The sequence below is a fragment of the Lysobacter arseniciresistens ZS79 genome (assembly GCF_000768335.1).
GTDB classification, from domain to species: domain Bacteria; phylum Pseudomonadota; class Gammaproteobacteria; order Xanthomonadales; family Xanthomonadaceae; genus Novilysobacter; species Novilysobacter arseniciresistens.
In genome coordinates this window covers 138,323-157,926 of sequence record NZ_AVPT01000003.1, presented here as the reverse complement: position 1 = coordinate 157,926, position 19,604 = coordinate 138,323, and the positions used below count along the sequence as shown (strand labels likewise).

Genomic DNA, 19,604 nt, shown 5'->3' with positions numbered 1-19,604 from the left:
GGCTTCCTGTTCGTGGAGGAGGCCATCGAGCTGACGGAACACGCGTTCCCCGACGGGATCGCGCGCAACCATCTTCCGGAGACCGGCACGCCGGCGTCCGCAGGAATTGGCACCTTCGCGACGCTTGCACGCCGCTGGGTTGCCCCGGCTTCAAAGGGCCTGTCCCTCAGCCGGTCTCGATGGATGCGGCGGAGTCTGCGCCCGCGATTCCAGTCTGTCAATCGCTTTATCCGGATAAAGCGATTGACCATACGCCACCGTCCGCCGCCCGCCCGCCTGCACTTACACTTCGCCGCCATGAACCCGCGCCTTCTCGTACCTGCATCCATCCTCTTGCTGGCGGCCTGCGCGAGCCGCGCGCCGACCGTCGATGCGCCGGCTCCCGCAGCCGCCGTCGTCGTGCCCGACGCCGCCATGCCCGCGCCCGCGGTGGTAACGCTGACCGAGCACTACCTCAGTCCCGCCGCGCCCGACGACGAACTGGACTCGCTCGCCACCTGGGTCACGCCGGACGGCCGCACCTGGCTCATCGCCACATCCAAGTCCGCCGATCGCCTGCTGGTGTTCGATGCCGACAGCGGCGCGCTGCTGCGCACCTTCGGCGGGCCCGGCGCCGGCCCCGGGCAGTTCGACCGTCCCAATGGCGTTGCCGTGCACGGCGACCACCTGTTCGTTGCCGAGCGTGACAACGGCCGCGTGCAGGTGCTCGCGCTGCCGGGCTTCGAGCCGCTTGGCAGCTTCGGCGAGGCCGAGCTGCGCAGCCCGTACGGCCTGTGGATCAACGAGCCCGCGCCGGGCGAACTGGAGCTCTACGTCACCGACAGCTTCATGTACGGCGAGCGGTTCGACGTGGTGCCGCCGGCGGCCGAGCTCGACCAGCGCGTGCGCCGCTACCACGTCCGCTTCGGTCCGGACGGCGACCTGAGCGCGCGCCATGCCGGCTCCTTCGGCGACACCGGCGCGAGCGCGCTGCACGTGGTCGAATCGATCGCCGGCGACCCCTCGCGCGACCGCCTGCTGATCGCCGACGAGCGCTTCCCGACCGCGGACGGCGGCGTCGGCTCGACCTTGCGCGAGTACCACCTCGACGGCCGCGCCACCGGCCGCAGCCTGCCGCAGGACGTGTTCGCCGCCGAGGCCGAGGGCGTGGCGCTGTGGGCCTGCAGCGCCGACACCGGCTACTGGCTGGCGGTCGACCAGCTGGAACCGCGGACGCTGTTCCACCTGTTCGAGCGCGACAGCCTGCGTCCGGCCGGCAGCTTCCGCGGCACCCGCACCGCGTTCACCGACGGCGTCGCGCTGCACGCGGCCAGCACGCCGACCTTCCCGCACGGCGCGCTGTTCGCGGTGCACGCCGACACCGCGGTGGTCGCGTTCGACCTGCAGGAGATCGCGCGCGGCCTCGGGCTGGCGCCGGAGTGCGGCGGCTGAGGTGGAGCGGTTGCGCGGCCCGGTTGCAGTGCTGGCGCTGGCCGTCGCGGCCATGGCGCCGGTGTGCGCCGACGCCGGGCAGGTCTACCGCTGGACCGACGCCGACGGCATCACCCATTACGGCGACCGCCGGCCGGCGAGCGAGGCGCCGGTCACCACCCTCGCGGTGCCGAGCGAGCCGACCCCGATCGCCGGCTTGCGGATCGAGCCGGTCGACGGCGGCTGGCAGGCCTGGGCCGACAACCGCCTGGCCGGCCCGATCGAGGTGATGCTGCACTACAGCCGCCGCGAGAACGTCGACAGCCGCCCCGCCCTGCCCGCGCGGGCCACCGTGGCCGCCGGCGGCAGTGCGCTGGTGGCGGTGCTGCAGTCGTCCGACCCGGCCCGCGCCACCGCGTTCGAACTGCGCATGGACAGCCTGCCCGGCCACCCCAGCGCGGCCCCGCGCGACGTCGTCTACCGCCTGCCGTTGCAGGCGCCCAGCACCCGCATCGACCAGGGCCACGGCGGCAGCTTCAGCCACGGCGACGCGGAAAACCGCTACGCGGTCGACTTCGCCACGCCCGAGGGCACGCCGGTGCTGGCCGCGCGCGACGGGGTGGTGATGCAGACCGAGGGCGGTTTCGGCCGCACCGGGCTGGACCGCGACCGCTACGCCGGCCGCGCCAACTTCGTCCGGATCCTGCACGACGACGGCTCGATGGCGCTGTACGCGCACCTGCAGCCCGGCGGCGTGATGGTGCGCAGCGGCCAGCGCGTGCGCGCCGGCCAGCAGGTCGGCCTGTCCGGCAACACCGGCTTCAGCACCGGGCCGCACCTGCACTTCGTGGTGCAGGTGAACCGCGGCATGCGGTTGCTGTCGCTGCCGTTCCGAATGGCCGGGCCGGAGGGCCTGCTCGACCTCGGCGCGGCAGGCGATTCAGCTGCGACCGGTTACGCCGCCTCGGCCAGGTTCTCGCCCAGCAGACGCCACTTGGGCAGCTTGTCGATCTGGCCGACCGAGCGCAGGTAGGCCTCGTCGACCTCGGTGCCGGCCACCAGCGCGGCGGCTACGTGCACCGCGCCGGCGACCCAGAAGCCGGACATGCGCATCCGCCCCGGCTGGTGGTGGTTGGCGACCGCCTCGACGATCGGCATCGGCAGGCCCCACAGGCCGAGCAGGTAGGCGCCGGCCTCGGCGAAGTGCGGCGCGTCGGGATTCTGCTCGGTGCCGTCGGGCAGGGTCGAGCGCATGCCCGGCAGCAGGCTGCCGACTTCGGCCAGCAGGCCGGCGGTGGCGGCCAGTTCGGCACTGGAGCCGCCGAGGATCTGCGCGGCCAACCGCGAGGTGCGCAGCGCGCGCGCCTGCATCGCCTCGCGGTCGATGCCGTCGACCTCGGCCGGGGTGCCGAAGGCCTCGGTTGCCAGCACCAGTTGCTGGGTGTTCTGCAGGCCAAGCCGGGTCACGGCGGCGCGGATGTCGGTGACCACGCGGCCGGCCGAGAAATAGGCGGAGTTGCACAGCCGCAGCATCTTGGCGGCCAGCACCGGGTCCTGCGACAGCAGTTCGGCGACCTCGGCGCTGCTGGTTTCCGGGTCGCGCAGCAACTGGGTCAGGTCGAGATAGAGCTTGGGCGGCGGCGGCAGCGACTCGACCCGGCCGATCGCCTCCTTCAACGCGGGGTTGTCGAGCAGTTCGCGCAGTTCGACCACGCTCTCGACCGCCTCGATCAGCTCGCCGGCGTCCAGCGGCCGGCGCAGCAGGCGATGCGCGCTGGCCATCGAACGCAGCGCGTCGGCGTCCTGGCCGTCGTCCAGCAGCAGGATCCGCACCGCCTCGGGATGGCGGTCGCGCAGCGCGGCCAGCAGGTCCGGGCCGCGGCGGTCGCCCACCTGCATCCCGCACACGACCACGTCGACCGTGCCCGGCTCGCCGTCCAGCAGCGGGCCGGCGTCGTCCAGCCAGCGCGTGTTCCAGTCCAGCCCGAAGTCCGAAAGTGCCTGTTCGAGCTCGCTGGCCGCGCCGTGCCCGTTCCCCACGATGACAATCTGCACCCTGAATTCCCCCTCGCCTGCGGATGTCCCGCCTCCGCTTGCGGTATCGGCGGACGCGGCGCCGGCTGAACCGCCGCTTGTGTGACTGGGTGGGCAGTTCCGGGCTCCCGTTATAATCCGCGCCCTCCCTGCAGCCTTCCGGCGCGCCCGCGCGCCGTCGCCATGTCCGACGTTTCCATCGAAGCCCTGCGTCGCCGCACCTTCGCGATCATCTCCCACCCCGACGCAGGCAAGACCACGCTGACCGAGAAGCTGCTGCTGTTCGGCGGCGCGATCCAGATGGCCGGCTCGGTCAAGTCGCGCAAGACCAGCCGCAGCGCCACCTCCGACTGGATGGCGCTGGAGAAGGAACGCGGCATCTCGGTGACCTCGTCGGTGATGCAGTTCCCCTACGACGGCCACATCGTCAACCTGCTCGACACCCCGGGCCACGCCGACTTCGGCGAGGACACCTACCGGGTGCTGACCGCGGTCGACTCGGCGCTGATGGTGATCGACGTGGCCAAGGGCGTGGAGGAACGCACGATCAAGCTGATGGAGGTCTGCCGGCTGCGCGACACGCCGATCATGACCTTCATCAACAAGCTCGACCGCGAGGGCCGCGACCCGATCGAACTGCTCGACGAGGTCGAGTCGGTGCTGGGCATCCAGTGCGCGCCGATCACCTGGCCGATCGGCATGGGCAAGCGGCTGAAGGGCGTGGTCCACCTGGTCAGCGGCGAGGTCCACCTGTACGAGCAGGGCCGCAACTTCACCCGGCAGGACTCGACCATCTTCAAGTCGATCGACGACCCGGCGCTGGAAGCGGCGATCGGCGCGGCCACGCTGGCCGAACTGCGCGACGAGCTGGAACTGGTGCAGGGCGCCAGTCATCCGTTCGACATCGGCAAGTACCTTGCCGGCGAGCAGACCCCGGTGTTCTTCGGTTCGGCGGTCAACAACTTCGGCGTGCAGCTGCTGCTGGACTTCTTCGTCCGCCATGCGCCGTCGCCGCGGCCGCGCGCGACCACCAGCCGCGAGGTCGCGCCGACCGAGGACAAGCTGACCGGCTTCGTGTTCAAGATCCAGGCCAACATGGACCCGCAGCACCGCGACCGCGTCGCCTTCATGCGGATCTGCTCGGGCAAGTTCGAGGCCGGCATGAAGGCCTTCCACGTGCGCAGCGGCAAGGACATGAAGCTGGCCAACGCACTGACCTTCATGGCCAGCGACCGCGAGATCGCCGAGACCGCGTACTCCGGCGACGTGATCGGCATCCACAACCACGGCACCATCTCGATCGGCGACACCTTCACCGAGGGCGAGAAGCTGTCGTTCACCGGCATCCCCAACTTCGCGCCCGAACTGTTCCGCCGCGCGCGCCTGCGCGACCCGCTCAAGCTCAAGCAGCTGCAGAAGGGCCTGGCGCAGCTGTCCGAGGAAGGCGCGACCCAGTTCTTCCGGCCGCTGATGAGCAACGACCTGATCCTCGGCGCGGTCGGCGTGCTGCAGTTCGACGTGGTCGCGTACCGGCTCAAGGACGAATACGGCGTCGACGCGATCTTCGAGCCGGTGACGATCGCCACCGCGCGCTGGGTGCGTTGCGGCAACGAGAAGAAACTGGACGAGTTCCGCGACAAGAACGCAGTGAACCTCGCGATCGACGCGGCCGGCGAACTGGTCTACCTGGCGCCGACCCGGGTCAACCTGCAACTGGCGTCCGAGCGTTCGCCGGACGTCGAGTTCCTCGCCACCCGCGAGCACGCGCACACGGTCGCGGTCGACTGAGCCAGTCTGCAGCACCGCCGCTCACGCGATGCAGGCGCGGGCGGCGCTAGGTTCGGCGCGTCCTCCGCACGGAGACCGCCCATGCCGCATCGCCCCGCACCGTTGTCCGTCGTCGGCACCCTGGTCGGTGCCGGTCTGCTGGCCTGCGCCGCACCGGAGGCACCGCCCCCCGTCGACAGCAGCCCGGCCGCGGCGACACCTTCACCCGCGCCCGTAACCCCCATCGACACGCCCGCCATCGACAGCGGCCCGGCGCTTTACCACTGCGACAACGGCGACGTCATCGAGGTGCGCTTCGGCTACTACGATGCGACCGTGCGCCTCGCCGACGACACCACGCTCACGCTGCCGCGCGCGCAGTCGGCCTCCATGCCGGGTAGCGACGTGTACGTCGGGCGGGCCATCGCGCTGGAGCGCGAGGGCGACCGCTTGCGACTGACCCGCGACGGCGAGGCATCCCGGTGCGGGCGGCGGGCCCCGGGCGCGTCCTGAACGCCCAACAACGCATTCACCCGCGTTTGACCGGCCGCTGCGGAAGGTGGCCTCGACCCCGCACCCGGAGTGGACCGACATGCCAGCCTTCCCCAGACAACTGCTGTTCGCGGCGGTGCTCGGCGCCGTCGTTCTGGCCGGCTGCAGCGCCGAACCCGACGCCGCGCCGGTCGACCCCGCCATGGTGGACACCGATACCGCGAGCATGCGCTACAGCTGCGACGACGGCTGGAGTGTCGCGGTCATGGGCGACACCGTGGTCGCCAGCGCCGCCGACGGCCGCACGGTCGAACTGCAACGGATCGCCGACCGCAGCCCGCCGCTGTTCACCGGTGGCGCGCTCGAGTTCTCGGTCGAGGACGACGGCGCGGTGCTTGGCCAGGACGAAACCGGACCGCTCGCCTGCCGGCCCGAGTGACGTCCGCGGCGGATGGCCACCGACACGCCAGCGGACGCGCCGGGCAAACGCTCCGATCCGCGCGGCAGCGACGCACCGGGCGGCGGTAACGACGGCCCCCGGCAACCGCCGTGGCGGCACGTCACGCGCCACCCGTGGCTGACCGCGCTGGCGCTGCTCGCGCTGGCCATCGTGGTGCTGGTACTGCTGTGGGACTGGAACTGGTTCAAGGGCCCGATCGAGCGCCAGGTGGAAGCGCGCACCGGCCGGGAGTTCGAGATCGGCGGCGACCTCGACGTCGACCTCGGCTGGGTCCCGGTGATCACCGCCGACGGGCTGGCGTTCGGCAACGCGGACTGGGCCGGAACCCCGGTGATGGCCTCGGCGCGCCGGCTGGAACTGGCCCTCGCGATCAAGCCGCTGTTCCGCGGCGAAGTGCTGATCCCCGACATCCGCCTGTCAGCGCCACGGCTCAACCTCGAGACCGGCGAGCACGGCGGCAACTGGAACTTCGGCGAACCCGGCAGTGACACCGACGTCGAGTTCCGCCGGGTCTGGATCGACGACGGCAAGCTGGCCTTCGTCGACGCCGCCAACGACACCGACATCAAGGTCGACGTCGCCACCGCGAAGGCCGAGGACGGGGCGACGGATGGCGACGGGCGCGCACCGCCGATCGTGGTCGAGGGCGGCGGCCGCTGGCAGGGCAACGCGTTCTCGCTGGAGGGCGAGGCCGAGTCGCCGCTCGAATTGCAGAACCCCGACAGCCCCTACCGGATCGACGCCCGCGCACGCGCCGGCGACACCCGCGCGCATGCCCGCGGCACCCTGCTCGACCCGCTGCGGCTGCGCGACTTCGACCTGCAACTCGCGCTCGGCGGCAGCAACCTCGCCGACCTCTACCCGCTGCTCGGCATCGCCCTGCCCGACACCCCGCCGTACCGGCTCGACGGCCATTTCACCCGCGACGGCACCACCTGGTTCTACAACGACTTCAACGGCACCGTCGGCGACAGCGACCTCGGCGGCGACGCCAACGTCGACACCGGCGGCCCACGCCCGTACCTGCGCGCCGACCTGCATTCCAGCCGGCTGGATTTCGACGACCTCGCCGGCTTCGTCGGCGGCGCGCCGGACACCGGCGGCAGCGAGTCCACCAACCCCGAACTGGCCGCGAAGGCCGCCCAGGAGCAGGCCAGCGGACGCGTCCTGCCCGACACCCCGTACCAGCTCGACAAGCTGCAGGCGATGGACGCCGACGTCCGCCTGCGCGCCGCGCGCATCAATTCGCCGTCGCTGCCGCTGGACGACATGGACGCCCACCTTTACCTGGAGAACGGCCTGTTGCGGCTGGACCCGCTCAACTTCGGCGTCGCCGGCGGCGACATCCGCTCGACCATCCGCATGGACGCGCGCGAGTCGCCGATCCGTACCCGCGCGGACGTCAACGCCAGCGGGCTGGACCTGTCGAGCCTGCTGCCGAAGGTCGAACTGGCACAGAACGCGATCGGCCGCGTCGGCGGCCACGTGCAGCTGGCCGGCACCGGCAACTCGGTGGCGGCGATGCTCGGCAGCAGCAACGGCGAGGTCGCGGTCGGCATGGGCAGCGGCCGCATCAGCAACCTGCTGATGGAGATGGCCGGCATCGACCTGGCCGAGATCATCAAGTTCAAGCTCACCGAGGACCGGCTGATCCCGGTGCGCTGCGCGTTCGGCGACTTCAAGGTCGACGACGGCCTGATGACGGTGCGCTCGCTGGCGTTCGATACCACCGACACGATCCTGATCGGCGAAGGCACGATCAGCCTGAAGGACGAGCGGCTGGACCTGGTGATCAAGCCGCGCCCGAAGGACCGCAGCCTGTTCGCGTTCCGCGCGCCATTGCTGGTCGACGGCAGCTTCGCCAACCCCGACCTGCGACCCGACATGGGGCGCATCGGCCTGCGCGCGGCGATCGCGCTGACGCTTGGGAACATCGCGCCGCCGGCGGCGTTGCTGGCGACGCTGGAACTCGGCCCCGGCGAGGATGCGTCCTGCGGCGGGCGCTACGCGAAGTGACGCCGACGCGTCGCGCCGGCACCAACTCAGCTGGCGATGTAGCGCTGCAACTGGTCGAGTTCGACCTGCTGGTCCTCGATCACCGCCTTGACCAGGTCGCCGATCGACACCACGCCGAGCACCTCGCCGCCGGCGACCACCGGCAGGTGGCGGATGCGCCGGTGGGTGACCAGCTGCATGCAGTGGTCGACGGTGTCGTCGACGCCGACGGTGACCACGTCGGCGGTCATGATCTCGCGCACCGCGGTGTCCGCCGACGAGCGTCCCTGCAGCACGATCTTGCGGGCGTAGTCACGCTCGGACAGGATCCCGGCCAGCCGCGCGCCGTCGATCACCAGGACCGCACCGATGCGCTTCTCGGCCATCAGGCGGATCGCGTCGATCACCGGTGCATCGGGGTTGATCGCAAAGACTTCAGGCGCTTTCGCTTCTAGCAGGTGCCGCACGTTGCGCATGGCCGTCTCCTTCGACGAGCTGGACCCTGCCCGAGGATACCCCCGCCGCCGGCTGCCACGTGTCAATGAGGTACAGCGGGCGTTGCTTGGCCTCTTCGTAGAGCCGGCCGAGATACTCGCCGATCAGCCCCAGCGCGATCAGCTGCACGCCGCCGAGGAACAGGATCACCGCCATCATCGTCGGCCAACCCTGCACCGGGTCGCCGAACAGCAGCGCCTTGCCGACCACCCACGCGCCATAGACGAAGGCGACCAGCGCGGTCAGCAGGCCGAGGTAGGTCGCCAGCCGCAGCGGCGCGGTGGAGAAACTGGTGATGGCCTCCAGCGCGAGGTTCCACAGCCGCCAGTAGTTGAACTTGCTGGCGCCGGCGACGCGCGGCTCGCGGTGGTACGGCACCGCCACCCGGTTGAAGCCGACCCAGCCGAACAGGCCCTTCATGAAGCGGTGGCGCTCGCGCAACTGCCGCAGGGCCGCCAGCGCGCGCGGCGAGAGCAGGCGGAAGTCGCCGGTGTCGGCCGGGATCGGCGTCTTCGACAGCCGCCCGATCACCCGGTAGAACGCGTGCGCGGTGCCACGCTTGAGCCAGCCCTCGCCTTCGCGCTCGAGCCGGGTGCCGAACACGTCGTCGAAGCCCTCGCGCCACTTGTCGACGAATCGCGGGATCAGTTCCGGCGGGTCCTGCCCGTCGGCGTCGAGGATCAGCGCGCCGCCTTCGTCCACGTGGTCGAGCCCGGCTGTCAGCGCCAGCTCCTTGCCGAAGTTGCGCGACAGCCGCAGCAGCCCGATCCGCGGGTCGGCGGCGGCCAGCTGCTGCAGCACCACCCAGGTCGCATCGGCACTGCCGTCGTCGACGTACAGAACCCGGCAGTCGAGCCGGTGGGTGTCGCGCAGATCGTCCAGCACCGCGGCCAGCCGCGGCTGCAGCAACGGCAGGCTGTCGGCCTCGTTGAAGGCGGCGATGACGACGGTCAACCGGTCATGCGTGGCGGCGTGGGCGCTCATGCCCGGCATGGTAGCCGGTCAGTCGAGGCGGTCGAGATAGGACGTGCCGCCGATCTGCCGCATCTGCCGCTGGATCGCGCGCGTGCGCCGCTGCACGTAGGGGCCCGGCCTCGCCGCGCTGTAACGCTTGGGGCTGGGGAGCACCGCCGCCAGCCGCGCCGCCTCGGCCGGCCCGAGCCGCGACGCGTCCTTGCCGAAATACGTCCGCGCCGCCGCCTGCGCGCCGTACACGCCGTCACCAAACTCGGCGACGTTGACGTACACCTCGAGGATCCGCGACTTCGGCCACAAGGTTTCGATCAGCACCGTGTACCAGGCCTCGATCCCCTTGCGCACCCAGCCGCCGCCGCTCCACAGGAACAGGTTCTTCGCCACCTGCTGGCTGATCGTGCTGGCGCCGCGCAGCCGTCCGCCGCGCGCATTGTGACGCCGCGCCTTCTCGATCGCCTCCAGGTCGAAGCCGTGGTGGTCGGCGAAGCGCTGGTCCTCCGATGCGATCACCGCGACCGGCAGGTGCGAGGAGATATCGTCGCGGTCGCGCCAGTCGTAGGCGATCCGGAACGCCCCCTCGCCCGCGCCCCAGGCCTGCAGCACCCGCGCCGCCATGAACGCCGAGAACGGCGGGTCGACGAACCGCAGCACCGCCACCTGCAGCAGCGTCGCCAGCGCCAGCAGCAACGGCAGCGCCAGCAGCCAGCGCAGCCACCTGCGGCGCCGGCGCGGTCGGGTCTTCGGGCTCACCGCTTGCACCGGCTGGGCTGGATCCCCATCTGTGATCATCCGTCACTGGCCTGCACGCATTATCCGCGATGCGCCCCCAAGGAACCGCCTCCCATGACCTCATCCGAACCCGCCCTCGGCCAAGCGTCCGACGACCGGATCACCCGGTTCCTGCTCGAACACGCCGGCGTGCGCGGCGTGCATGTCCGCCTGGGTGAACCGTGGCGGACGATCCGCGCGCGGATGCAGGACGTGCAGGCCGACGCGCCCGCGGCGATCGAACTGCTCGGCGAAGCGCTCGCCGCGGCCGCGCTGTTCACCGGCCACGCCAAGGTCGAGGGGCGGCTGTCGGTGCAGTTGCGCAGCCAGGGCGCGCTGCGGACGGTGTTCGCCGAGTGCACCTCGGCCGGTACCGTACGCGGCATCGTGCAGCTGGCCGAGCCGCCCGGCCCCGTCTCGCGCGACCTGGGCACGCTCGGCGACGACGCGATGCTGGCCATCACGATCGAGAACCCCGCCCGCGGCAGCCGCGAGCCGATGCGCTACCAGGGCTTGGTAGCGCTGGAGTCGCCATCGCTGGCGGAAGCCTTCGAGGACTACTTCCGCCAGTCCGAACAACTGCCGACCCGCCTGCTGCTGGCCGTCGACGACGAAGCCGCGGTCGGGCTGATGATCCAGAAGCTCCCCGGCGATGGCGGCGACGAGGACGGCTGGACCCGCGCCGGGGCGCTGTTCGACACCCTCGGCCCGGCCGAACTGTTGCAGTGGCCCGGCGAGACCGTCATCCACCGGCTGTTCCACGAGGACGGGCTGCAGTTGCTTGGCAGTCGCCCGCTGGCCTTCGCCTGCTCCTGCTCGCGCGAGCGGGTGGAGTCGATGCTGGTGTCGCTGGGGGAGGCCGAGGCGCTGGCCGCCGCAGCCGATGGCCCCGCCAGCGTCCGCTGCGAGTTCTGCGCCGAACGCTACGAGTTCACCGAGGACGAGATCCGCCGGTTGCTGAAGGAGCACGCGGCCGATCTGGAAGCGCCGGACCGGTCCCAGTGAGACCGCCTTCACGCGCCGTTGATTGTTAAAGATTCATAAACGACCTAAGATCGATCCACGTGTCACCGGGGAACCAAACCGGACGTTTCCGGTCGTTACATATCGATGGACTCGCGCCTGCTCCGACTGCCGCTGGCTCTGCTGCTCGCCCTGGGCGTGGCAACGGGCGCGCATGCACAGGGCGGCAAGGCGCCGGCCCACAGCGACTCCACCGTGCTGCCGGTATGGAACAACGCCAGCGGCAAGCTTGAAGCGGTCCTGCTGCTCGAGCCGACCGGCAACGCCACCACCGGCGCCCGCTGGCGGTTCGGCCGCACCACCCTCGACGCCGCGTTCGGGCTGGACGCCGGGGACACCCTCGGCCTGGTGTGCGACCGCAAGACCGGGCTGGCCACCGCCATCGGCAACCTCGCCAACCATTGCCTGCTTGCCGCGCTGGAACAGGACGGCAAACCCGGTTCCAGCCGCCAGTCGAGTATCGGCGCCGGCATCAGCCGTGCCGGCACGCGCCTGGCACTCGCCGTCGGTAAGGGCCGCGACACCCTGCCCGCCTGGCTGAGCCCCAACGGCCAGACCGGCCGGCTCGACCAGAACACGCTGACCGTCTACGGCGAACGCAACATCGGCAACGAGGCCACCGTATCGATCGGCGGCACCTGGGCCCGCGCACGCCTCATCCCCGCCGGTGACGTGCCGGCGCTGGCCGACCGCTGGAGCAGCCAGAGCATCACCGTCGGCGCCGACATCGGCAGCTTCGGCGCAAACATCGTCGGGCGCGTGGTCGACACGCCGAGCGAACCCGGCCACTGGGAAGGCCTCGGCGTCGGCCTGACCTGGCGGACGCCGTGGAGCGGCCAGCTCACCGTCGGTGCCGAGAACCTCGTCACCCGGGGCCGCAACCCCTTCTCGCCGAACAGCGCGGACCAGGACGAGGGCACGGTCCCCTACGTCCGCTACGAACAGGACCTCTGAGTCCCGGCGCTCCGCCGCTCCGCGCCACGGCGGCGCCCGTTCTCCTTTCGCATCCACGCCGCCGGTCCCATCCCGGCGGCTTCGCCCTGCGCGCTTGAGCCGGCGATTCGTGCGCGCTTGTGCAGGGGCCTCCGCGCCACGTCGCGGGCAATTTTTTTCATCTGCGCAACGTCGAACCCGCGCGCCAGCGCTGCTTACCGCGCCGATCTCATGTGTATGTTGTTGAATTAATTGGCAAATCCATTGCATCCAAACGCGAGGAAGATATTTATTAACGACACTTTAATTTTTGCGCAAGGGGGACTACCATCGGTCGACCTTGCCGGATTTGGCGTCTTTCTTGACCTCACCGGCGGGGTTCCCATGGGACACCAAGAATCACTTGGAGAGAGAGATGACCTTGAAGACCACCAAGCTCCGCAACGCGATCTCGTTCGCGCTTGTCGCGGGCACCGCCGTCACCGGCACTGCGTTCGCGCAGGACGCCGCCCCGGCTGACCAGGAAGCCACCACCCTCGACCGCATCGAAGTCACCGGTTCGCGCATCCGTTCGGTCGATGCCGAGACCTCGCAGCCGGTCCTCGTGCTCAGCCGCGAAGACATCCAGAAGCAGGGCGTGACCTCGGTCGCCGAAGTGCTGAACCGCATCTCGGCCGCCGGCCCCTCGATCAACCGCACGTTCAACAACGGCGGCGACGGTTCCTCGACCATCTCGCTGCGCAACCTGGGCGCCTCGCGCACCCTGGTGCTGGTTGACGGCCGCCGCTGGGTCTCCAGCCTCGGTGGCTCGGTTGACCTGAACACCATCCCGTCGGCGATCGTCGAGCGCATCGAAGTCCTGAAGGACGGCGCCTCGGCCATCTACGGTTCCGACGCGATCGCGGGCGTGGTCAACATCATCACCCGCAACAACTACGACGGCGCCGAAGCCAGCGCGCACGTCGGCCAGTTCAGCGAAGGCGACGGCGAGCGCACCTCGATTGCCGCCACCCTCGGTGCCAACACCGACCGCAGCAACGTCGTGATCAGCCTCTCGCGCGTCGAGGAAGGCGAAGTCATGGCCGGCGACCGCGAGCAGTCCGCCGTGCCGGTGTTTGGCCGCAACGATCGCAGCGGCTTCTCGGCCAACGGCAAGATCTGGAACGCCGGCCCGGGTGACTTCAGCGAGTTCACCATCGTGCCGCCGGGTGCCACCGGAACCGGGCCTGCCGGCCAGCAGCGCTACAGCCTGGACCAGTTCGTGCCGTGGAGCTCCGCCGAGCATGGTTACAACTACGCGAAAGACAACTACCTGCTGACCCCGCAGACCCGCACCGCCCTGTACCTGAAGGGCCGCTTCGACATCACCGACAGCATCAGCTTCGTCACCGACGCGCTGTACAACGAGCGCCGCTCGGAGCAGCAGCTGGCCGGCTTCCCGCTCAGCGGCGGCCCGGCGCTGGGCAACGCTGCCAACACGGTTCTGAGTGGCGACAGCTACTTCAACCCGTACAACACCCTCTACGGTGGCGACGGCCGTGACGTGACCTGGAGCCGCCGCCTGACCGAGCAGAACCGCGTCTACCAGCAGAACGTCAAGACCGTCCACACCTACGCCGGTTTCAACGGCAGCTTCCAGTTCGCCGATCGCTACTTCGACTGGGACGTTGGCTACAACTTCAACAAGTCCGACCAGGAAGACGCCCAGATCGGCGACGCCAACATGCTCGCCGTCGCTGCTGGCGTGGGTCCGTCGTTCCTTGATCCCGCTTCGGGTCGAGTGGTCTGCGGTACTCCGGACAATCCGGCAACCCCGGACGTGAACGAGCAGAACATCATTGATGGTTGCGTGCCGTTCAACCCGCTCGCCCCGGCCGGCACCATGCCGCAGGAGCAGCTGGACGCCATCCTGTTCACCGCGCAGGACGCCTTCCAGAACCGCAGCGAGAGCTTCACCGCCAACCTCAGCGGCGAGATCGTCGAACTGCCGGGTGGCATGATGGGCTTCGCCGCCGGTATCGAATCGCGCAAGGAGAGCGGCTTCGACCGTCCGGACGCCTTCGTTGCTGCCGGCTACACCTCGGGCAACAGCCGTCTGCCGACTTCCGGTGAGTACGACCTCGACGAAATCTACGCCGAGCTGCTGATCCCGGTGCTGGCCGATGTCCCGGGTGCCCAGCTGCTGGAGTTCAGCGTGGCTTCGCGCTACTCGGACTACAGCAACTTCGGTGACACCCTCAACAGCAAGTTTGGCTTCAAGTGGAAGCCGTTCGAGGACCTGATGGTCCGCGGCAACTGGGCCGAGGGCTTCCGTGCACCGTCGATCCAGACGCTGTACCGCGGCATCGCCGACAGCTACGAGAGCTTCGGTGACATCTGCTCGTCCGACAACCCGGGCCTCACCGCGACCATCGCCGCTGCGTGTGCCGCTGACGGCGTCCCCGCCGACTTCATCCAGCGCACCAACGGTGGCGACGGTTACTTCGGGCAGACGATTTACCCGTTCTCGTTCGGTGGCAACCCGAATGCCGGTCCGGAGACCTCCACCAGCGAGACGCTGGGCCTGGTCTACAGCCCGTCCTACGTGGATGGCCTGAACGTCACCCTCGACTGGTGGAGCGTCGAGATCGAAGGCGCGCTGTCGACCCTGTCGGTCGCCACCATCCTCGACGAGTGCTACGCACAGGGTAACCAGACCGCCTGCTCGCTGTTCACCCGCGATCCGGTCAACTACCAGATCACCTCCATGATCCTGGCGCCGGCCAACCTCGCCGTCATCAACGTGGAAGGCTACGACCTGGGCGTCGACTACCGGTTCCCGGAGACCTCGTTCGGCCGGTTCACCGCCGGCCTCAATGCCTCGTACACCTCCAAGTACGACATCCAGCAGACCGAGACTGCGGAGCCGGAGAACGTCGTCGGCATGTACTTCAACCAGGATCCGAACTGGCGCCTGCGCGCGAACGGTTCGCTGGACTGGAGCATGGGTGACTTCGGCGTGACCTGGATCACCCGTTACTACTCCGGCCTGGTCGAGGATTGCGGCTTCGGTCCGCTGTGCAGTGACCCGGATCGTCGGGTCGACACCGGCCCGGCCCCGCGCAACAAGCTCGGCGCGACCACCTACCACGACGTGCAGGCCCGTTACGAGCTGCCGTGGAACGGAACCGTCAAGCTGGGCATGAACAACGTGTTCAAGAAGCGTCCGCCGACCTCGTACACGGTCTTCGCGAACTCGTTCGACCCGCAGTACGACATCCCGGACTCCAGCTACATCTACATGGAGTACGTGCAGCGCTTCTGATCGAGGTCTGATCAGGGGTTGTTTCGGGGCGGCTCCGGTAACGGAGCCGCCCTTTTTCATTGATCCCGGGCCGGAGTCCACTGCATGACCAGCACCACCACACCCGAGCAACTGCGCGAGGTCGCACACGACGCGGTACGGGGCGGCGACCACCCACGGGCAGCGACGGCGTTCCATGCATTGCTCGACGTCGCTCCGGGGGACACGGAAGCATTGAACTTCCTCGCGATGGCCGCGCTCGCCCGCGGCGATACCCGGTCGGCAAGGCAGTTGCTGCAGTGCGCGCTCGATGCCGCCCCGCAGGACAGTGCGACCCGCAAGAACATGGGCTTGACGCTGCTTCACCAGCGCGCACCCGAGGAGGCCGAGCAGGTCCTGCGTGCCGCGCTGACGGACGAGCCCACGCTGTATCCGGCACAGCTCTACCTCGGGACGGCGCTCGAGCAGCAGTCCCGGACTCGCGAGGCGGTCGCCGCCTATCTCCGGGCCCTGACCGGCGCACAGTCGTCCGGCATCTGGCTCGACGACTCGAATACCCCACCCGCTCTGCGACCCGCCGTGCGGCATGCCATTTCGTTCGTCCGCGACCGGTTCCCGGCGGTGCTCGATGCGTTGATCGAACCGTTGAGCGCGCGCCACGGCGCCGCCGCGGTGGCCCGGGTGCGCCAGTGCATCGCGGGCTACCTGGGTGACCGCTCGATCGCGCCGTCAAGGGCGGACCAGCGACCCACGTTCCTCTACTTCCCAGGGCTCCCCGAGACCCCGATCTTTTCGCGCGAACTGTTGCCCTGGCACGAGCAGCTGGAGGCCCACACCCCGCGGCTCCAGGCCGAGTTGCAGCAGGTCCTCGCGGAGGACGCGCCCCTTGTGCCGTTCCTTGGCGTTCCGCCGCCGGGCGAAAAGTCCACCTACCTCGGCGGCAGCTCCGAGCGACCGCAGTGGGATGGCCTGTTCTTCTACCGCCACGGCCGCAGGGACCCCGAGGCTTGCCGCCGGGCGCCCAACACCGTAGCCGCGCTGGACTCGACCCCCATCGTCCGGATCCCGGGCCACGGACCGGAGGCGCTGTTCTCCGTGCTTGGGCCGGGGTCCCATATCCTCCCCCACACGGGCGTCACCAATACCCGTGTCGTCACCCATCTGCCGCTGCTGGTGCCGGAGGGCTGCACCATTCGGATCGCCGACCAGCGGCACGACTGGCGCGAAGGCCGGTGCGTCACCTTCGACGACACCTTCGAGCACGAGGCCTGGAACAACAGCGACCGGACCCGCGTCGTACTGCTGTTCGATGTCTGGAACCCGCACTTGACCGAGGTCGAACGCGAGGCGGTGACGGAACTCGTGGTCGCCATCGGCGAACTCAAGGGCGACCAGCTCTGACCCGCAAACGGAAACGGGCCCCTCGGGGCCCGTTCCAGGTGACCGTGGTCGCAGCCGCTATCAGTCGAGCGACTCCACCACCCGCCGCTGCTCGTCCTTCAGCGCCTGCGGCATGCGCGGGCCATAGGTGTCGAGGTACTCGCCGATACTGTCGAACTCGGCCTTCCAGCCGTCGCGCTCGAAGCCGAACAGCTTCGCGCGGGCCTCTTCGCCCAGCTCTACGCCATCCAGGTTGAGGTCGCCGGCGGCCGGCAGGTTGCCGATCGGGGTCTCGACCGCGCCGGCCTCGCCCTTCACGCGACCGATCATCCACTCCAGCACGCGCAGGTTGTCGCCGAAGCCCGGCCACAGGAACGTGCCGTCGTCGCCCTTGCGGAACCAGTTGACGTGGAAGATCTTCGGCAGTTTGTTGCTGCCGTTGTCGAACGACAGCCAGTGGCTGAAGTAGTCGGCGAAGTTGTAGCCGCAGAACGGCTTCATCGCCATCGGGTCGCGGCGCATCACGCCGACCGCGCCGGTCGCGGCGGCGGTGGTTTCCGAACCCATCGCGGCGCCGACCAGCACGCCGTGGGTCCAGTCGCGGGCCTCGAACACCAGCGGCACCAGCGAGGCCCGCCGGCCGCCAAAGACAATGGCCGAGATCGGCACGCCCTCCGGGTTCTCCGCTTCCGGCGAGTAGCTCGGGCAGGACCTGGCGCTGACGGTGAAGCGCGAGTTTGGGTGCGCGGCCGGACGCTTGTCGGCGTCGTACGGCTCGCCGCGCCAGTCGGTCACCGGCGTCAGGCCATTGCCGATGCCTTCCCACCACGGCTGGTTGTCGGCGGTGACGCCGACGTTGGTGAAGATCGCGTCGCGCTGCAGGCAGGCCAGCGCGTTCGGGTTGGACTTCTTCGACGTACCCGGGGCGACGCCGAAGAAACCCGCCTCGGGGTTGATCGCGTACAGGCGGCCGTCCTTGCCCGGCCGCATCCAGCAGATGTCGTCGCCGACGGTGGTGATCTTCCAGCCGTCCTTGAGGTAACCCTCCGGCGGGATCAGCATCGCCAGGTTGGTCTTGCCGCAGGCCGACGGGAACGCCGCGGCGATGTGGTGGGTCTCGCCCTGCGGGTTGGTGATGCCGAGGATCAGCATGTGCTCGGCCAGCCAGCCCTCGCTGCGCGCCTGGTAGGAAGCGATGCGAAGCGCATGGCACTTCTTGCCCAGCAGCGCGTTGCCGCCGTAGCCCGAGCCGTACGACTTGATCGTGAGTTCCGCCGGGAAGTGCATGATGAAGCGGCGGTTGGGGTCGAGCTCGCCGGTCGAGTGCAGGCCCTTGACGAAGCTACCCTCCTTCTCGATCCGGGCCAGCGCCGGCGCGCCCATGCGGGTCATGATCCGCATGTTGGCGACCACGTACGGGCTGTCGGTGATCTCCACGCCGCAACGCGACAGCGGCGAGTCGATCGGCCCCATGCAGTACGGGATCACGTACATCGTGCGCCCTTCCATGCAGCCGTCGAACAGCGCATCGATCTTTGCGTGCGCCTCGGCCGGGGCCATCCAGTGGTTGTTCGGGCCGGCATCGTCGCGCTCGGGGGTGCAGACGAAGGTCAGGTGCTCGACGCGGGCGACGTCGTCCGGGTCCGAGCGGTGCAGGAAGCTGTTCGGATGGGTCTGCTCGTTGAGCCGGATCAGGGTGCCGTCGGCCTCCATCCGCCGCACCAGTTCCGCGTTCTCCGCATCGCTGCCGTCGCACCAGTGGACCCGGTCCGGACGGGTCAACGCGGCGACCTCGGCGACCCAGGCGTTCAGGGCCTGGAGCTTGCTGCCGGCAGTCGCGGCGACGGGAACAGCTTCGGACATGGCATTCACGGCATTGGCCTCCAGCCGGTGGTTTCGAGAAGGGAGCGAGCGACCCGCAGGGCCGTTCAGGAGGAAGGAATCAGCGTCGCCATCACGTGCTCGACGTAGGCGTCGAACTCGTCGTGCTGCAGGCGTGCCTGGTGCAGCTGCAGGTTGAGCTGGAGGAAGCCGATGTAGGCCGCGTAGGCCAGCCGCGCACGGTGCTGGGCGTCGGTACGGCCGAGCCCGGCCTGGCGGAACGAGGCGGTCAGGTATTCCATGCGGCGGTCGGACACGCGGCCGATCACCGGCTGCACCGCCGGGTGGTCCAGCGCCTTGAGCAGTTCGGAGTAGATGACGTGCGACTTGTATTCGTGCGCGACCAGGTTGAACAGCGCGCGCAGGCGCTCGCTCGGGTCGGCGATGGCTTCGAGCTGGCCGAACACCTCTTCCTGCTCGACCTTCTCCCAGCGCTCCAGCGCCGCCACCAGCAAGGCATCGCGCGAGGGGAAGTGCCAGTAGAAGCTGCCCTTGGTCACCCCGAGGCGGCGCGCGAGCGGTTCGACCGCGACCGCGGCCACGCCCTGCTCGGCGATCAGGTCGAGGGCGGCCTGGCCCCAGTCATCGGCGCTGAGCCGGCCGTTGCGCTCAGGGCGGGAGGGGGCGGTCGTGGGCATGGTCGTCATCAGGGTGGCGATTGTAACAACCGTACGGCACCGACGGGGGAGCGTACTGATGCCGGGGTGG

General features: G+C 69.6%; 16 protein-coding genes and 1 riboswitch. Of the genes, 10 read left to right on the top strand and 6 right to left on the bottom strand.

Annotated elements, in window-relative coordinates; translation table 11 throughout:
• Nucleotides 1–65: 65 nt before the first annotated feature.
• Nucleotides 66–186, bottom strand: a riboswitch (SAM riboswitch).
• A 111-nt stretch (nucleotides 187–297) separates the two neighbouring features.
• Nucleotides 298–1,431, top strand: coding sequence for an NHL repeat-containing protein (locus N799_RS03070; protein ID WP_036207633.1), 1,134 nt, complete (start codon nucleotides 298–300; stop codon nucleotides 1,429–1,431).
• A gap of 10 nt (nucleotides 1,432–1,441) precedes the next feature.
• Nucleotides 1,442–2,443, top strand: coding sequence for a peptidoglycan DD-metalloendopeptidase family protein (locus N799_RS03065; protein ID WP_238978703.1), 1,002 nt, complete (start codon nucleotides 1,442–1,444; stop codon nucleotides 2,441–2,443).
• Here the strand turns inward: N799_RS03065 and N799_RS03060 are convergent.
• Nucleotides 2,365–3,450: an HDOD domain-containing protein gene (locus tag N799_RS03060; protein WP_152597790.1), complete on the bottom strand. Its 1,086-nt coding sequence runs from the start codon at nucleotides 3,448–3,450 to the stop codon at nucleotides 2,365–2,367. The two genes, N799_RS03065 and N799_RS03060, sit on opposite strands and share 79 nt — an antisense overlap.
• A 177-nt stretch (nucleotides 3,451–3,627) precedes the next feature.
• Here N799_RS03060 and N799_RS03055 point away from each other — a divergent pair, with 177 nt between their 5' ends.
• The 4 genes from N799_RS03055 (at nucleotide 3,628) to N799_RS03040 (ending at nucleotide 8,179) form a co-directional block, all read left to right on the top strand.
• Nucleotides 3,628–5,232: a peptide chain release factor 3 gene (locus N799_RS03055; RefSeq protein ID WP_036207628.1), complete on the top strand. Its 1,605-nt coding sequence runs from the start codon at nucleotides 3,628–3,630 to the stop codon at nucleotides 5,230–5,232.
• Nucleotides 5,233–5,313: 81 nt separating this feature from the next.
• Complete coding sequence (locus N799_RS03050; RefSeq protein WP_152597789.1) at nucleotides 5,314–5,724, top strand: hypothetical protein; 411 nt, start codon at nucleotides 5,314–5,316, stop codon at nucleotides 5,722–5,724.
• 79 nt (nucleotides 5,725–5,803) lie between these two features.
• The gene (locus N799_RS03045; protein ID WP_152597788.1) at nucleotides 5,804–6,142 is read left to right on the top strand and encodes a hypothetical protein; all 339 of its coding nucleotides are present in this window, start codon (nucleotides 5,804–5,806) and stop codon (nucleotides 6,140–6,142) included.
• Nucleotides 6,143–6,154: 12 nt separating this feature from the next.
• The gene (locus N799_RS03040) at nucleotides 6,155–8,179 is read left to right on the top strand and encodes an AsmA family protein (protein ID WP_081974665.1); all 2,025 of its coding nucleotides are present in this window, start codon (nucleotides 6,155–6,157) and stop codon (nucleotides 8,177–8,179) included.
• A 26-nt stretch (nucleotides 8,180–8,205) separates the two neighbouring features.
• Here the strand turns inward: N799_RS03040 and N799_RS03035 are convergent, their stop codons facing one another.
• From N799_RS03035 to mtgA, 3 genes are read right to left on the bottom strand one after another with little or no spacing between them, the layout of a single operon-like run.
• Nucleotides 8,206–8,634 (bottom strand): CBS domain-containing protein, encoded by a 429-nt coding sequence (locus N799_RS03035; protein ID WP_036207808.1) that lies wholly within the window; start codon nucleotides 8,632–8,634, stop codon nucleotides 8,206–8,208.
• On the bottom strand, nucleotides 8,594–9,637 hold the full coding sequence (locus N799_RS03030) for a glycosyltransferase family 2 protein (protein WP_036207620.1): 1,044 nt from the start codon (nucleotides 9,635–9,637) through the stop codon (nucleotides 8,594–8,596). Before N799_RS03030 ends, N799_RS03035 begins: the two co-directional genes overlap by 41 nt.
• Nucleotides 9,638–9,655: 18 nt before the next feature.
• On the bottom strand, nucleotides 9,656–10,417 hold the full coding sequence (gene mtgA, locus N799_RS03025; protein WP_052101117.1) for a monofunctional biosynthetic peptidoglycan transglycosylase: 762 nt from the start codon (nucleotides 10,415–10,417) through the stop codon (nucleotides 9,656–9,658).
• 54 nt (nucleotides 10,418–10,471) lie between these two features.
• On the opposite strand from mtgA, the gene hslO reads away from it, so the two are divergent.
• From hslO to N799_RS03005, 4 genes are all read left to right on the top strand, one after another.
• Complete coding sequence (hslO, locus tag N799_RS03020; protein ID WP_036207617.1) at nucleotides 10,472–11,401, top strand: Hsp33 family molecular chaperone HslO; 930 nt, start codon at nucleotides 10,472–10,474, stop codon at nucleotides 11,399–11,401.
• A 105-nt stretch (nucleotides 11,402–11,506) separates the two neighbouring features.
• Nucleotides 11,507–12,373 (top strand): XOO1806 family protein, encoded by an 867-nt coding sequence (locus N799_RS03015; protein ID WP_036207615.1) that lies wholly within the window; start codon nucleotides 11,507–11,509, stop codon nucleotides 12,371–12,373.
• 394 nt (nucleotides 12,374–12,767) lie between these two features.
• Entirely contained in the window at nucleotides 12,768–15,656 is a 2,889-nt protein-coding gene (locus N799_RS03010) for a TonB-dependent receptor plug domain-containing protein (RefSeq protein ID WP_036207613.1), read from the top strand.
• 84 nt (nucleotides 15,657–15,740) lie between these two features.
• Nucleotides 15,741–17,036, top strand: coding sequence for an aspartyl/asparaginyl beta-hydroxylase domain-containing protein (locus N799_RS03005; protein ID WP_036207611.1), 1,296 nt, complete (start codon nucleotides 15,741–15,743; stop codon nucleotides 17,034–17,036).
• A gap of 60 nt (nucleotides 17,037–17,096) precedes the next feature.
• On the opposite strand, the gene N799_RS03000 is transcribed toward N799_RS03005, so the two are convergent.
• The gene (locus N799_RS03000) at nucleotides 17,097–18,878 is read right to left on the bottom strand and encodes a phosphoenolpyruvate carboxykinase (GTP) (RefSeq protein WP_052101114.1); all 1,782 of its coding nucleotides are present in this window, start codon (nucleotides 18,876–18,878) and stop codon (nucleotides 17,097–17,099) included.
• Between the two features lie 65 nt (nucleotides 18,879–18,943).
• Nucleotides 18,944–19,534, bottom strand: coding sequence for a TetR/AcrR family transcriptional regulator (locus tag N799_RS02995; protein WP_036207800.1), 591 nt, complete (start codon nucleotides 19,532–19,534; stop codon nucleotides 18,944–18,946).
• Nucleotides 19,535–19,604 lie beyond the last annotated feature (70 nt).

What these genes read in the sequence shown, in the direction of transcription:
- N799_RS03070 (WP_036207633.1), top strand. Translation starts at nt 298, where the DNA reads ATGAACCCGCGCCTTCTCGTACCTGCATCCATCCTCTTGCTGGCGGCC.
- N799_RS03055 (WP_036207628.1), top strand. Translation starts at nt 3,628, where the DNA reads ATGTCCGACGTTTCCATCGAAGCCCTGCGTCGCCGCACCTTCGCGATC.
- N799_RS03050 (WP_152597789.1), top strand. Translation starts at nt 5,314, where the DNA reads ATGCCGCATCGCCCCGCACCGTTGTCCGTCGTCGGCACCCTGGTCGGT.
- N799_RS03045 (WP_152597788.1), top strand. Translation starts at nt 5,804, where the DNA reads ATGCCAGCCTTCCCCAGACAACTGCTGTTCGCGGCGGTGCTCGGCGCC.
- N799_RS03040 (WP_081974665.1), top strand. Translation starts at nt 6,155, where the DNA reads ATGGCCACCGACACGCCAGCGGACGCGCCGGGCAAACGCTCCGATCCG.
- N799_RS03035 (WP_036207808.1), bottom strand. Translation starts at nt 8,634, where the DNA reads ATGCGCAACGTGCGGCACCTGCTAGAAGCGAAAGCGCCTGAAGTCTTT.
- N799_RS03030 (WP_036207620.1), bottom strand. Translation starts at nt 9,637, where the DNA reads ATGAGCGCCCACGCCGCCACGCATGACCGGTTGACCGTCGTCATCGCC.
- mtgA (WP_052101117.1), bottom strand. Translation starts at nt 10,417, where the DNA reads ATGATCACAGATGGGGATCCAGCCCAGCCGGTGCAAGCGGTGAGCCCG.
- hslO (WP_036207617.1), top strand. Translation starts at nt 10,472, where the DNA reads ATGACCTCATCCGAACCCGCCCTCGGCCAAGCGTCCGACGACCGGATC.
- N799_RS03015 (WP_036207615.1), top strand. Translation starts at nt 11,507, where the DNA reads ATGGACTCGCGCCTGCTCCGACTGCCGCTGGCTCTGCTGCTCGCCCTG.
- N799_RS03010 (WP_036207613.1), top strand. Translation starts at nt 12,768, where the DNA reads ATGACCTTGAAGACCACCAAGCTCCGCAACGCGATCTCGTTCGCGCTT.
- N799_RS03005 (WP_036207611.1), top strand. Translation starts at nt 15,741, where the DNA reads ATGACCAGCACCACCACACCCGAGCAACTGCGCGAGGTCGCACACGAC.
- N799_RS03000 (WP_052101114.1), bottom strand. Translation starts at nt 18,878, where the DNA reads ATGTCCGAAGCTGTTCCCGTCGCCGCGACTGCCGGCAGCAAGCTCCAG.
- N799_RS02995 (WP_036207800.1), bottom strand. Translation starts at nt 19,534, where the DNA reads ATGCCCACGACCGCCCCCTCCCGCCCTGAGCGCAACGGCCGGCTCAGC.